The following is a 14002-nucleotide window of genomic DNA, read 5'->3' as shown; positions in this document are numbered from 1 at the left end:
CCTGCAGCTGCGGCGTCACCCGGTCGTCCTCCACCAGGAGTTCCTGCACCGTGGTCCAGATCGGGACGTCGGGCTGGGCTGGTGAGGACATGACGCTCCGGACGTGGATCGGGTGAGGGCGCCGCGTGCCGAGCCCTGTGGATAACTTCGGATGCCACGGTAGTCACCGCGGCGGTGAACGGCAACCTGCCCAGGAAACCACGCGCGCGTGTCGAACGGGCCGGTGCGTCCCGCTTGTGGATAATGGCTGTGCGGTCGGATCCGGATGCCGGTTCCCTGGGCGCGCAGATTTGCTCTGCGCGTCGGCAGGACGTACCCTTACTTGGTTGACTTATGCCATTTTCTGGCAGTTCCCCATGTCTCCGGTCGCAGTGAACCCGGTGGCAGTATTCCCGGAGTGATTCCATGAGCAAGCGCACCTTCCAGCCCAACAACCGTCGTCGCGCCAAGAAGCACGGCTTCCGCGCCCGCATGCGCACGCGCGCCGGCCGCGGCATCCTCGCCGCCCGCCGTGCGAAGGGCCGCACCGAGCTCTCCGCGTAATCCGCTGTGCTCGCCCGCCCGTATCGGCTGACCCGCGGGAGCGACTATCGACTGGTCGTTCGCCGCGGATCCCGTTGTGGCGGGTCGCGCGTCATCACGTCGATGCTGTCGACCGGTGAGCGCAGGGCCGCGCGGTTCGGATTCATCATCAGCAAGCAGGTGGGCACCGCCGTGGTGCGCAACACCGTGCGTCGCCGCCTGAAGGCGGTCTGCGCGGAGGCGCTCCCCGGGGTTCCCGAGGGCACGGATGTCGTCATCCGTGCCCTTCCTGCGTCCGCCACCGCCTCGTTCGCCGATCTCCGCGCCGACGTGACCCGCTGCCTCGGCCGGATCGCGGCCCCCGCGGGTGCATCATGACCGCGCTCCCGGCATCCTCGATCGGATCGGCCCGGATGCGATCGCGCGATCTGCTGCGCAGCATCCCGCTGATCCCCCGCAATCTGGTGCTCGGCTTCCTCGCCGCCTACCGCAAGACGATCTCGCCGCTGTACGGAGACGTGTGCGCGTACTACCCCTCCTGCTCCGCTTACGCTGTAGGAGCGGTGCAGCAGCACGGTGCCGCGAAGGGGGCGCTGCTCTCGGCGTGGCGCATCCTCCGCTGCAACCCCTGGACTCGCGGAGGCGTCGACGACGTCCGTCCGCACGAACACTTCCGCCACGACCTGACTGCTCACGGTTTCGTCGTCCCTTCCCGAAAGGACTGAACGGTGGGTCTAGACCTTCTGCTCGCTGATTCCACTCCGAGCCCGGCCGCATCCGGTGGCGGCTTCGACCTGATCGGCACCATCCTCTGGCCGCTGAAGTGGATCGTCGAGCTGATCCTCGTCGCCTGGCACTGGCTTCTCACCACGATCGGGCTGCCGGCGGCATCCGGTCTCACGTGGGTGCTGTCGATCGTCGGTCTGGTGATCGTGGTGCGCGCGGCGCTGATCCCGCTGTTCGTGCGGCAGATCAAGAGCCAGCGGAAGATGATGGAAATAGCTCCTGAACTGCGGAAAGTGCAGGAGAAGTATCGCGGGAAGAAGGATCAGCTGTCTCGGGAGGCCATGAGCCGCGAGACCATGGCCCTCTACAAGAAGCACGGCACGACTCCGATGTCGAGCTGTCTGCCGCTCCTGGTGCAGATGCCGATCTTCTTCTCGCTGTACAGCGTGCTGAGCGACGTCAGCAAGCACCACATCCAGGGAGTGGGCGGTGTCGGACTGCTCAGCCCAGAGCTGACGACGCAGTTCTACGAGGCCAAGCTGTTCGGCGTCGCGTCACTGCACGAGACGCTCGGCAACGCGGTGGATGCCGGGAACACCACGGCGATCATCATCCTCGTCACGCTCGTCGTGCTCATGATCGCGTCGCAGTTCTTCACCCAGCTGCAGATCATCTCCAAGAACCTGTCGCCCGAGGCCAAGACCGGTCAGGCGTACCAGATGCAGAAGATCATGCTGTACGTGCTGCCGCTCGGCTTCATCTTCTCGGGCGTCTTCTTCCCGCTCGGCGTGGTCGTGTACTGGTTCATCTCGAACCTCTGGACGATGGGTCAGCAGTTCCTCGTCATCCGCGAGATGCCCACGCCGGGATCCGAGGCCGCCAAGGCCCGCGAGGAGCGCCTCGCGAAGAAGGGCAAGGCGATCGACTCGTCGGGCAAGGTCGTCCCGATGGCCGCCTACCAGGCCGAGCAGCAGCGCCTGCTCGAAGAGGCCGAGAAGGCCAAGGCAGCGGCACCGAAGCGTCAGCAGCCCGTCGGAAAGAAGCGGGCGAAGAAGAAGGGGAGCGGTTCATGAGCGAAGTCGTGACGCAGAGCGTCGAGCCCACGGTGGCTCAGCTGGAGAACGAAGGTGACGTCGCGGCCGACTACCTCGAAGAGCTCCTCGACATCGCCGACATCGACGGCGACCTGAATCTCGACGTACGCCAGGGCCGTGCCTACGTCTCGGTCGAGGCTGAGGGAGACGGACTCGCCCTGCTGTCGGCACCCGACACGGTGCAGGCGCTGCAGGAGCTGACGCGCCTGGCCGTGCAGAACAAGACCGGGGTCTTCTCGCGCCTGATCCTCGACATCGGCGGATCGCGCGACACGCGTCGCCGGCAGCTCGAGACGCTGGTGGATGCCGCGGCCGCGAAGCTCGATGAGGGCTCGTCGCAGGCGTCGCTCCCGTCGATGTCGAGCTATGAGCGCAAGCTGGTGCACGACATCGCCGCCGAGCGAGGCCTCGTCTCTGAGTCGTACGGCGAGGGCGCCGACCGCCACACGGTGCTCCGCCGACGGTGATGTTTCACGTGAAACATCGTCTCGAGTTCTCATGAGCGACGTCCCGCTGTCTGTCGAAGCCGAACCGGCGGTCGCGGCGAGACTGTTCGGTGACCGTATCGACGTCGCGCGGTCGTTCACCGCCGCACTCTCGGAGGAAGGCGAAGAACGCGGACTGATCGGGCCGCTCGAACTGCCGCGTCTCTGGACTCGACACATCCTGAACAGCGTCATCGCGGCTCCCCTCTTCCACGGTTCTGTTGCGGACATCGGCTCCGGAGCCGGACTCCCGGGGCTGGTCCTCGCGATCGCGCGTCCGGACGTGCAGTGGACTCTGATCGAGCCGATGGAGCGTCGCGTCACCTGGCTCGATGAGCAGGTGGCGGCGCTCGGCCTGGATAACGTCGAGGTGGTCCGCGCTCGTGCCGAAGAGGTTCGTCCGGTTCAGGTATTCGACGTCGTGACAGCACGGGCCGTGAGTGCCCTGCGTACGCTCATCCCGATCACCGCGCCGCTCGTGCGAGACGGCGGGGAGCTCGCACTCCTCAAAGGCATGAACGCCGGCAACGAGATCGAGGCCGCGCGGAAGCAGATCAAGAAGCACCGCCTCGACGATGTCCGCGTCGAGGTCTTGGGGGAAGGGGTGCTGCCCGAGACGACGCGGGTCGTCCGGGCTCGCGTGCGCTGACGTCACGAGCCTTGGGCCGGGGCGATGTTTCACGTGAAACCGCGGGGTCCGCGGCGTTGCCGTTACTGCAGGGTCTTGGGGGCAGGAGGGTCCGGCTTCCCTTCGTTCGCAGAGCGGGAACCCTCCCGCTTCGCGGGCCCCTCCCGATGCTCGCTCCGGGAAGCCGGACCCTCCTGCGGTCGTGCGCATTGGTGAGCGCCTTCGGGGTGGGTGGTGCATTGAGGTGCTTTAGCCGATGTTTCACGTGAAACGGGGGTGTGCGCGGCGGTCACTTTCGTCGTAGCGGGCTTGGGGGCGGGAGGGTTCGACTTCCCTTCGTGCGCAGAGCGGGAACCCTCCCGCTTCGCGGGCCCTCTCGATGCTCGCTCCGGGAAGCCGGACGCTCCTGCGGTCGCGCGCGTTGGTGGGGTGCGTCGTCGTTTGAGCCGCATCGGGGCCATCGCCATCGGTGTACTGCTCAGTGGGGGAGATCGGTGAGTGACGCTGACATCCGCGTGTACTGCCATTCTTGACGAGGTCAGCGGTCGTCGACTGAGCGACTACCAAGCGCGAGCTGACGTTTCACGTGAAACATTCCCTTGAGCGATCACCGCTTCCCAACCCTCACCGAGCGGCGGGTCCGCCAGAAAGGTAGTGCGCGTCGTCATAGACGCCGGAGGGGTATAGCAACAGCGCCAGTGGCTGCAAACGCCGGCTCGGCAGTACATTTCACGTGAAACAGTGGAGCACCGGAACCGGTTCTGGCTGCAAGCCGGGCCACGCGCGGGGCAGTGACCGCCAATCAACCGGCGGATGCCGTCAGCCTGATCGGTGCGTCGACATCGTGAACCTTCGGCGTGACGGTATCGACCAGCGCGGCGGTCTCGCCCGCGAATCGCATCCCATGCCGTCCCCCGCGACGCGGGACAGCATCCCGGCAGCACCGCGGCGGGGTGCGGCGTTCCCGGAGCGAGCATCGGGAGGGGCCCGCGAAGCGGGAGGGTCCCCGCTCTGCGAGCGAAGGGAACGCCCCACCCCGCCGCCCACAAGTCATCCGCTCGCAAGTCATCCGCCCCCGAGCCCGCCGACACCTCGCCGCACACAAGTCTGCTGACCGCGTCCCCCGTGCTCACCGACGGCCCGCCGCCCGCCGTCCCCGCCTCCGCGGAGTCGAACGTCAGCCGCAGCGATTAGAGTGGAACGCGGCCCCGAAAGGAGTGGATGTTTCACGTGAAACAGCCCGACAAGGCATCGCCGCAGCAGTCGTTCGGCATGGATACACCGCTCGCGCGGGAGCTCGCCGACCTCTCCGCCCGGCGCCGAGCGCTCGAGGCCACGAAGGTCGAGTTCTCGGGGGAGACCCGCATCTTCACGGTGTCGAACCAGAAGGGCGGCGTCGGCAAGACGACCTCCGCCGTCAACATCGCCTCGGCTCTCGCCGGCCTGGGCGGCAAGGTCCTCGTCATCGATCTCGATCCTCAGGGCAATGCGTCCACCGCGCTGGGCGTGCCGCACAGCGGCGATGTACCGAGCGTCTACGACGTCCTCATCGAGGAGTTCCCTCTCGCCGACATCGTGCAGCAGAGCCCTGAGGATCCGAATCTGTTCTGTGCGCCGAGCACGATCCATCTCGCGGGTGCGGAGATCGAGCTGGTCGCCCAGGTCGCGCGCGAGCATCGTCTTCGGCGCGCGCTCGACGACTACCTCGCCGACACGGCCATGGACTTCGTGATCATCGACTGCCCGCCGTCGCTCGGCCTGCTCACGATCAACGCCTTCACGGCGGCATCCGAGGTGTTCATCCCGATCCAGTGCGAGTACTACGCCCTGGAAGGGCTGAGCCAGCTGCTCGGCAGCATCCAGATGATCCAGAAGCACCTGAACCCCGATCTCCATCTGTCGACCATCCTGCTGACGATGTTCGACGGCCGCACGCGTCTCGCCCAGCAGGTGGCCGACGAGGTGCGCGCGCACTTCCCGACGCAGGTGCTGCAGACGGTGATCCCGCGGTCGGTGCGCGTCTCCGAAGCGCCGAGCTTCGGTCAGACCGTGATCGCATACGATGGGCAGTCCGCCGGCGCGATCGCGTATCGCGAGGCCGCTGTCGAGATCGCGTCGCGAACGCCGACGCAGAGCAAGGAGAGATGATGGCGAAGCGCACTGGACTCGGACGGGGCATCGGCGCGTTGATCCCGACGGCGGACCAGACCGAGCGTCCTGTCGACGTGTTCTTCCCCGGCGCGAGCCTGCGTCCGAGCGAGGCTCAGATCGAGACGATCGCTCCGCCCGAAGACGATCTGACGGCGGTGCCCGGCATCCGTCTGGTGCAGGTCGATCCGCAGAAGATCGTGCCGAACCCGCGACAGCCCCGCACACACTTCGATCCCGACGACCTGGCAGAACTGGTGCACAGCGTCAGTGAGTTCGGCGTTCTCCAACCGGTCGTGGTGCGCAAGAACGCCGACGGCGACTATGAGCTCATCATGGGTGAGCGCCGTACGCGGGCTGCCCGAGAGGCGGGGCTCGAGTCCATCCCCGCGATCGTCCGCGAAACGGCCGACGAAGACCTGCTGCGAGACGCACTCCTCGAGAATCTGCACCGATCCGAGCTCAACCCTCTCGAAGAGGCGTCGGCGTATCAGCAGCTCCTCGAGGACTTCGGGATCACCCAGGAGGAGCTCGCGGGGCGGATCGGGCGTTCGCGTCCTCAGATCAGCAACACGATCCGGCTGCTGAAGCTCCCGGTGCCGGTGCAGCAGCGGGTGGCGGCGGGTGTGCTCACGGCAGGACATGCGCGTGCGATCCTCAGCCTCGAGACTCCCGAGGCGATGCAGCGCCTGGCCGACAAGGTCGTCAATGAGGATCTGTCGGTGCGGGCGACCGAAGAGGCGGCGAAGGCGCAGCCCGGGGCCGCCGGCAAGACGCCCAAGCCGACACCGGGCGCACGCCGTGCCTATCTCGATGAAGTGGCGAGCAAGCTCGGTGATCGTCTCAACACTCGCGTGAAGATCGCTCTCGGCGCGCGGAAAGGCCAGGTCACGATCGATTTCGCGTCGATCCAGGATCTCAACCGGATTCTCGAGGAGATCGGGGAGCAGGGCTACGGGACCGCGCGCTGATGCCCCGAGGGGCACCGTGCGTCACTAGACTCGCGTCATCTCGACGATGAGGGGGAACGGCATGTCCAGAGGAACGAGCCCGGCGAACATCCAGCGCCGGGTCATCGCGGTCAGCATCGCAGCGGCGTTGGGAGGGTTCCTCTTCGGATTCGACACGGCCGTGATCAACGGCGCCGTCGACGCCCTCGCCGGCGATGTCTCCGGTTTCGATCTCGGTGTCGGCTTGAAGGGCTTCGCGGTCTCCTCGGCCCTGATCGGATGCGCAGTCGGTGCGTGGTTCGCCGGACCGATCGCGAACAAGTACGGCCGTATCCCCGTCATGGTCGCCGCCGCGGCGATGTTCCTGATCTCGGCCATCGGCTCCGGACTCGCCTTCGGCGTGATCGACCTCATCATCTGGCGGGTCGTCGGAGGGTTCGGCGTCGGCGCGGCATCCGTGATCGCCCCGGCCTACATCGCGGAGGTTTCGCCGGCGGCGGTACGCGGCCGCTTGGGATCGCTGCAACAGCTCGCGATCGTCACGGGCATCTTCGCGGCTCTGCTCTCCGACGCCTTGCTGGCCGGCATCGCCGGTCAGGCCGACCAGCCTCTGTGGGGACTGACGGCCTGGCGGTGGATGTTCATCGTCGAGGCGCTCCCCGCCCTGATCTACGGGATCATGTCGCTGCGGCTCCCGGAATCCCCGCGCTACCTCGTCCGCAAGGGAGACATCGACAAGGCCTCCGAAGTGCTCTCGACCGTGACCGGGACCGTCGACGTCGAGGCGAAGATCACCGAGATCACCGGCACGATCGACACCGAGCGCAAGGAGTCGTTGCGCGACCTGCGCGGAAGCCGCTTCGGACTGAAGCCGATCGTGTGGGTCGGCATCCTGCTGTCGGTCTTCCAGCAGTTCGTCGGCATCAACGTCATCTTCTACTATTCGACCACGCTCTGGCAGTCGGTCGGCTTCGATGAGTCGAGCGCCCTCCTCACCTCCGTGATCACCTCGGTGACCAATATCGTCGTCACGATCGTGGCGATCCTGCTCGTCGACCGGGTCGGGCGACGCATCATGCTGCTCGTCGGATCGGTCGGCATGACGGTGACCCTGGGGCTCATGGCGTTGGCCTTCTCGTTCGGAACCCTCGACGCCGAGGGCACGGCGACCCTGCCGGATCCGTGGGCGACGGTCGCGCTGATCTGCGCGAACGGCTTCGTGGTGTTCTTCGGCGCGAGCTGGGGCCCGCTGGTCTGGGTGCTGCTGGGGGAGATCTTCCCGAACTCCATCCGCGCCGGCGCCCTCGCCGTCGCCGCTGCCGCGCAGTGGGCGGCGAACTTCTTCATCTCGACGACGTTCCCCGCCTTCGCCGAGATCGGTCTCACGTTCGCCTATGGGTTCTACGCCTTCTTCGCCCTGCTGTCGTTCTTCTTCGTGTACTTCAAGGTCGCCGAGACGAAGGGCAAGGAGCTCGAGGAGATGACCGACGAGAGCACCGTGGAGCGCCGTCGGCGGCCTGCACGCGCGTAGGCTGGACGTATGTCCGAGTCCGTCCAGCGCCGCGCCAGCCTCGAAGTGCTGCGCGCCGAAGCCTCGGACGAACTCGCCGTGCTCATCCAGGAGCGGCTGCTCGGGGGCGAAGACCCCTGGGAGTTCATGGAGGAACTGCCGAGCGTCGACGAGCTCGTGGTCTATCTGCTGCGGGCCGACAACATCACCGCGAACGACGGCGTGCGTCCGAACGCGGCACGGCATTACCGCGTGTTGCGCCAGATCGCGCTGGAGTATCCGGAGCTCACTCCGGCCGTCTGGGGACTGCTCGACGAGAAGCAGCGCCACCGCCGGTGGGACCCGACGGTCGCCGACGCCTCCTGACGCATGTCGCGGATGCCGGCGGCCTGACTGCGCGCCTGCGCCTGCGCCCCTCGGCTCCCGGGCCAGGGTCCCGCGGCATCCGGGGTTTCACCTGTCGGGGGATTGCCCGCTTGTCGGACCGATTCGCCTGTTTTCGCCCTGCATCCGTGCTTTCCTCCGACATCCGTAACGGCACGGGACATCCGTAACGGCACGGGAGGTCCGTAACGGCACAGGAGGCCAGTGCGCGGCACAAGAGAGTGCGCGGACACGCAGAAGACCGCCGCCTCCCGAAGGAGACGACGGCCTGTGGGTCTGCGAGGACTCAGCCGATGAACGCGGCGAGGTCCTTCTCGAGGGCGAACTTGGGCTTGGCGCCGATGATGGTCGTCTTGACCTCACCACCGCTGAAGACCTTCATCGCCGGGATCGACGTGATCTGGTACTTCATCGCGAGCTCGGGGTTCTCGTCGACATTGAGCTTCAGGATGGTGATCTTGTCGGGGTTGTCGGCCTGGATCTCGTCCAGCACCGGCGCGACCATGCGACACGGACCGCACCACTCGGCCCAGAAGTCCACCAGCACGGGACCGTCGGCCTGAAGGACGTCCTGCTCCCAGGTCGCCTGGCTCGTTGCCTTTGCACTCATCAGAGTTCTCCTTGATTCGAGGTTCCCCTGCTACAACAGCAGGAGAGGGGAAACTGTTCCCGGCGGGTCAGGCCGTGAGGACCTCGGCGGCCTCCGCCGCGGGCACCTCGACAGAGACGTCTTCGAGGTCGGCGAGGAAGTGCTCGGCGTCGAGGGCCGCGACCGTGCCGGAGCCGGCGGCGGTGATGGCCTGGCGGTACGTCGGGTCGATCACGTCGCCGGCGGCGAAGACACCCGGCACGGAGGTGACCGACGAGCGCCCGTCGACCCAGATGGTGCCCTCGGGGGTCAGCTTCAGCTTGTCGTGCACGAGGTGCGTGCGCGGGTCGTTGCCGATCGCGATGAACAGACCGTCGAGGGCGAGCTCGCGCTCGCTGCCGTCGGTCGTGGAGCGCAGCTTCACGCCGGTCACGCTGTCGCCACCGAGCACCTCGGCGACCTCGCTGTTCCACACGAACTCGATCGTCTCGTTCGCGAAGGCGCGCTCCTGCATGATCTTCGAGGCGCGCAGCGTGTCCTTGCGGTGGATCACGTAGACCTTGTCGGCGAACCGGGTGAGGAACGTGGCCTCTTCCATCGCCGAGTCGCCGCCGCCGACGACCGCGATCGTCTTCTGACGGAAGAAGAACCCGTCGCAGGTGGCGCACCACGAGACGCCGTAGCCGGAGAGGCGCTCCTCGCCCTCGATCTGGAGCTTGCGGTAGGCGGAACCCGTGGCGTAGATCAGCGTCTGCGTCTCGTGCACGTCGCCGCTGCCGAGGGTGACCGTCTTGACCGTGCCGTCGAGCTGCAGGTCGGTGACGTCGTCGTACAGCACCTCGGTGCCGAACTTCTCGGCCTGCTCCTGGAACTTGGCCATCAGCTCGGGGCCCTGGATGCCGTCGGGGAAGCCGGGGTAGTTCTCGACCTCGGTGGTGTTCATCAGCTCGCCGCCGACCTCGACGGAGCTCGCGATGAGCAGCGGCTTGAGGTTCGCGCGCGCCGCGTAGATGGCGGCCGTGAAACCGGCGGGTCCCGAACCGATGATGATGACCTGACGCATGTGCTTCTTCCCTGTGAGAACTGCGATGCCGTCGATAGACGTACGGGTGATTCAACCCATGGTAGCCGCGGGGCATTCCCGCAGTGGCGCGCCCGGCGGCACGACACCGAACCGGCGGATGGATCAGCCCCGGGGTCGGAGACGGCGCAGCAGAGCGGATGCGGTCTGAAGTTCGGGCGCGCGCATCGCGGCCAGGATCCCGACGTACACCACGACCACGACGAGGCCGATGAGCGCGGTGCCCAGCGCACCCGGGATCTTTTCGGCGGCGGTCCAGCCCGAGCTTCCGCCCATGGCGAGGAAGACCAGCCAGCCGGCGATGCCGGCGGGGATCCCGGCGAGGGCGAAACGCGTGATCGCGGCGAGCCAGGAACGGATGCCGAGGCCGCCGATCTTCCGGTGCAGCAGCCACGTGGCCACGATCGTCTGCACGGTGCTGGCGAGCGACTGCCCGAGGGCGACGGCGGCGGCGAGGCCGGTGAGGGGGATCGCGCCCGCTTCGAGAAGACCCCAGGCCGCGAGGGCGGTGGCCACGATCAGCCCGCACTGGAAGATCGTGAACCAGAACGGCGTGCGGGTGTCGTCGTAGGCGTAGAAGGTCCGCTGCACGATGAACAGGATCGTGAGGGGGATCAGGCTCACCAGGTAGCTCAGCAGCACCAGCGCAGCCGCCTCGGCGTCGTCGGCCGAGCTGGTGAACACGCGTGACGCCGGGATCGCGGCGGCCGCGACGGCGGCCACGGCGGCGACGATGAAGAAGAGCAGGGTGCGGATGCTACGCGCGATGTCGCCGCGCACCTCGTCGTCGCGGCGGGCGGCCGCGTGCTCGCTGATCTGCGTGAAGTACGGGGTGCCGATGGACAGCACGATCACCGAGTACGGAAGCATGAAGATGAGCCAGGCGTTCGCGGCGACGGTGGCCGATGCCCCCGATCCGGAGGCCTCGCTCACGATGTTGCCCTGGAGGACTCCCGCGGCGAGGCTGGCGAAGGCCATCAGGAAGGTCCAGCCCGCGAGCTTGCCGACGGTTCCCAGACCCACTCCGCGCCAACGGAAGTCGGGCTTGAGGGCGAGGCCGGTGCGGCGCCAGAACACGAGGAGCACGACCGCCTGCAGCGCGATCCCGAGCGTCGCCGTCGCGCCGAGCACGGTGATCATGCCCGTGGTCCACCCGGACGCCTGCGTGGGCACCGGAGCGAACAGCGCGCCGAGCAGCAGGAAGCCGATGATCGAGACGACGTTGTTGACCACCGGTGCCCAGGTGAAGGGTCCGAAGATCCGCCGCGCGTTCAGGGCTTCGCCGAGCAGGGCGTAGAGCCCGTAGAAGAGGATCTGTGGGAGGCACCAGTAGGCGAGCGCGGTGGCGAGGGCCTGCGCATCGAGCGGCGCCCGACCCGCGACGATCACGACGAGCCACGGCGCTGCGATGGTGGCGACCGCCGTGGTGGCGACGAGCACCACCGTGCCGAGCGTGAACAGCTTGGAGATGAAGGCGTTGCCGCCGTCGGCATCCGCCGTCGCCTTCACGATCTGCGGCACGATGACCGCGGTGAGCACCCCGACCGAGATCAGCGAGAAGACACTGTTCGGCAGGGTGTTCGCGAAGGTGAAGGCATCGGCGGCCTCCGAGCTGACCGCGCCGAGCACCCCCACGAGCACGATGCTGCGCAGCAGACCGGTGATGCGCGACACCATCGTGCCGGCGCCGATGACGACGCTGGCGCGCCCGAGACTACTCACCACGACCGTCCTTGGGCTCGGCGGCCTCGAGTGCTGCCGCGTCGGCGGCACCGGCCACTGCGGCTTCGAGGCGCTTGCGGCGCACGGTGCGCACCACGCCCAGGCCGATCAGCAGCACGATGAGACCGCCGAAGATGCCGAGGCCGATGCCCTCCCATTCGGCGCGCACGGCGACCCTGACCGTCTGCTCGCTCTGGATGACGACACCGGAGGGGCTGTACAGGCTGAGCCGGAGATCGACCTCGCCGCTGCCGACCCTCGCCGACACCGGAACCTTCACGCGGATGGTCGAGTAGGGCTGCACGACGGTCTCGATCATCGGCTTCACCTCGAGCCGCGGGTCGCTGGGCGAGGCCGTGAGGCGCACGGTCACCGGCCAGGGAAGGTCGTTGCGCACGCGGATCGGCAGGTCGGCGTTGGCCGTGAGCAGCTGGATCGTGCTCGACGGCGGGATGCTGACCGAGGCGAGGGTCGCCGCGGTGAGGGCCCGGTGGGCGACGACCCTCTCGGCGAACGTCTGGCCGGACGATCCGACGGCGATGGTACGGAGGATGCGGATGCGCTCCGACGCCAGCAGCACCTGAGGATCGGTCAGGATGCTGGAGAAGGCGACGAGCGTCTGCTCATCGGCGAGGAGATTCGCCACGTCGAGCGCACCGGTGGGAAGCGGTTCGGACGAGACCGCGACGGGCGCGGGGGCGGCGTCGCGGACGAGTGAGAGGTCGAAGCCGGGAGAGTCGACGGCCGACACCGCGTCGCGCAGCGCCGCCGAGGAGCGCGTCTCGTCTCGATCGAGGCCGACGAGAAGGGGAGCGCCGGGAGCACGGCTCCCGGCGAGGAAGAGATGCGCCGCCGCCGCGGCGAGCAGCCGTTCGCGGGCCGCCGAGTCGGTCTCGGCCGCGGCATCCGACAGTGCGGCAGACGTGCTCGCATCGGTGACCAGGAGGTCGTGATCGCCGGCGACCGCGTGCGCGGAGCTCTGGCCGCCGACCGACGACGACGGCACGACGGTCGTCGTGCCGTCGCCGAGGTACGTCTCGAAGGCCGCGAGGTCGTCGGGGCCGATCTCGCCGCGGGGCCAGAGCAGGCCCGGCAGGGCGCCGTCGAGGGCGGTGAGCTCGTCGTCGTCGGGGAGCGCGGGCACCTCGGTCGGTGCCGGCGTGGGCGCGGGGGTCTCGTCACCGGCATCCGTCGGCTCCGGGGTGACGCGCACGAGGGGGAAGTTCGTCGCGGTGAGGTACGGCGCGAGCGTCAGCGGCTGGAGGAGACCCGTCAGACCCGCCTGCGCCTGGACCGCAGCATCCGCATCGCCGAACTGGAGCGCGAAGCGGGCGTTGGGCAGGGCGTCGAGGCGCGTGAGCCACGCCGTGGCCTGCTCGGGAGCGGCGGTGCCGAGTGCGCGGATCGCGGCGGGGATCGACGGGTCGACGGCGAGCACGGCGGTCGTGCCGGCGACGCCGTCGAGCTGCGCCGTCAGGGCGCCCTCGGCGCCGGTGAGCGCGGCCAGCTCGTCGGCCGTGAGGAGCACGCCGTCGGCCGGTGTCGCGGTGATCGGCACGAGCACGCCGACCGGCTCGGTGCGGGTCGGTCGCACGACCACGACGCTGGTCGCCGTCGCATCCCGATCCACCTCGTCATCGGCGGACGGACCGCCGGTGGTCGCGCCCGTCAGCTCGGCTCGCAGGGCGTACACGCCGGGGCCGAGATCGCCCAGGGCCGTCGAGGGCACGTCTACCGAGGTCGTCGCCGAACCGTCGGCCTCGACCGGATCGGTGCTCTCGCTGCCCAGCTCGGTGAACGAGCCCGGAGCCGTCTCATCGTCGAGCCAGGCATCGACGGCGTCGGCGTCGACGAGCGGCGTCGGGTTGATCTCCACGTGCACTCGTCCGGCGGAGAGCTCGGATCCGGTCTCGTTCCGCACCGTGACGAGCGTCGACGTCGAACTCCCCGGTGCGACCGTGCCGTGCAGGCCCGCCGACACGTGCAGCTCGACGGTGCTCGCGTCATCCGGAGGCGGCGTCTCCGCGGCCGTGGCCGCGCTCGGCACGGCGGATGCGCCCAGGGTCAGCGCGATCGCCAGAATCCCGGTCGTGCGCGCGAGCCGGTGCAGGCGCGCACGGAAGCCGGTTTCGAGGGGAGTCACGGACATGTAGGTCTTCCTCG

At 68.2% G+C, this 14002-nt stretch carries 14 protein-coding genes; 10 read left to right on the top strand and 4 right to left on the bottom strand.

Going from position 1 to position 14002, the window contains the following annotated elements; all coding sequences use genetic code 11:
• Positions 1-405: 405 nt before the first annotated feature.
• The 10 genes from rpmH to AB3M90_RS10915 all read left to right on the top strand — a co-directional run bounded on the left by rpmH (position 406) and on the right by AB3M90_RS10915 (position 8429).
• A complete protein-coding gene (gene rpmH / locus AB3M90_RS10960) occupies positions 406-543 on the top strand; it encodes a 50S ribosomal protein L34 (protein WP_013584598.1) in 138 nt (45 codons plus the stop codon).
• A gap of 6 nt (positions 544-549) precedes the next feature.
• Positions 550-900, top strand: a complete 351-nt coding sequence (gene rnpA, locus AB3M90_RS10955) for a ribonuclease P protein component (protein ID WP_412951976.1) — start codon at positions 550-552, stop codon at positions 898-900.
• Entirely contained in the window at positions 897-1247 is a 351-nt protein-coding gene (gene yidD, locus AB3M90_RS10950) for a membrane protein insertion efficiency factor YidD (RefSeq protein WP_412951975.1), read from the top strand. Before rnpA ends, yidD begins: the two co-directional genes overlap by 4 nt.
• Positions 1248-1250: 3 nt before the next feature.
• Complete coding sequence (gene yidC, locus AB3M90_RS10945; protein ID WP_412951974.1) at positions 1251-2321, top strand: membrane protein insertase YidC; 1071 nt, start codon at positions 1251-1253, stop codon at positions 2319-2321.
• Positions 2318-2809, top strand: a complete 492-nt coding sequence (locus AB3M90_RS10940; protein ID WP_412951973.1) for a Jag family protein — start codon at positions 2318-2320, stop codon at positions 2807-2809. The genes yidC and AB3M90_RS10940 overlap by 4 nt, the downstream gene beginning before the upstream one ends.
• A gap of 31 nt (positions 2810-2840) precedes the next feature.
• Positions 2841-3476 carry a 16S rRNA (guanine(527)-N(7))-methyltransferase RsmG gene (rsmG, locus tag AB3M90_RS10935; protein ID WP_412951972.1) on the top strand — a complete coding sequence of 212 codons (636 nt, stop codon included), beginning with the start codon at positions 2841-2843 and terminating at the stop codon, positions 3474-3476.
• A gap of 1200 nt (positions 3477-4676) precedes the next feature.
• Positions 4677-5603 (top strand): ParA family protein, encoded by a 927-nt coding sequence (locus AB3M90_RS10930; protein WP_412951971.1) that lies wholly within the window; start codon positions 4677-4679, stop codon positions 5601-5603.
• Positions 5603-6574, top strand: coding sequence for a ParB/RepB/Spo0J family partition protein (locus tag AB3M90_RS10925; RefSeq protein ID WP_412951970.1), 972 nt, complete (start codon positions 5603-5605; stop codon positions 6572-6574). Before AB3M90_RS10930 ends, AB3M90_RS10925 begins: the two co-directional genes overlap by 1 nt.
• A gap of 61 nt (positions 6575-6635) precedes the next feature.
• Entirely contained in the window at positions 6636-8084 is a 1449-nt protein-coding gene (locus AB3M90_RS10920) for a sugar porter family MFS transporter (protein WP_412951969.1), read from the top strand.
• A gap of 9 nt (positions 8085-8093) precedes the next feature.
• Complete coding sequence (locus AB3M90_RS10915; RefSeq protein WP_412951968.1) at positions 8094-8429, top strand: tryptophan synthase subunit alpha; 336 nt, start codon at positions 8094-8096, stop codon at positions 8427-8429.
• A 304-nt stretch (positions 8430-8733) separates the two neighbouring features.
• Here AB3M90_RS10915 and trxA read toward each other — a convergent pair whose 3' ends face one another.
• The 4 genes from trxA to AB3M90_RS10895 form a co-directional block, all read right to left on the bottom strand.
• The gene (gene trxA / locus AB3M90_RS10910) at positions 8734-9057 is read right to left on the bottom strand and encodes a thioredoxin (RefSeq protein ID WP_017203843.1); all 324 of its coding nucleotides are present in this window, start codon (positions 9055-9057) and stop codon (positions 8734-8736) included.
• Positions 9058-9124: 67 nt separating this feature from the next.
• Complete coding sequence (gene trxB, locus AB3M90_RS10905; RefSeq protein WP_412951967.1) at positions 9125-10099, bottom strand: thioredoxin-disulfide reductase; 975 nt, start codon at positions 10097-10099, stop codon at positions 9125-9127.
• Between the two features lie 123 nt (positions 10100-10222).
• On the bottom strand, positions 10223-11839 hold the full coding sequence (gene murJ / locus AB3M90_RS10900; protein WP_412952705.1) for a murein biosynthesis integral membrane protein MurJ: 1617 nt from the start codon (positions 11837-11839) through the stop codon (positions 10223-10225).
• Positions 11832-13988, bottom strand: coding sequence for a DUF6049 family protein (locus AB3M90_RS10895; RefSeq protein ID WP_412951966.1), 2157 nt, complete (start codon positions 13986-13988; stop codon positions 11832-11834). Before AB3M90_RS10895 ends, murJ begins: the two co-directional genes overlap by 8 nt.
• Positions 13989-14002 lie beyond the last annotated feature (14 nt).

The sequence above is a fragment of the Microbacterium martis genome (assembly GCF_047246685.1).
GTDB lineage: Bacteria > Actinomycetota > Actinomycetes > Actinomycetales > Microbacteriaceae > Microbacterium.
This window is presented reverse-complemented; position numbering and strand designations above follow the sequence as displayed.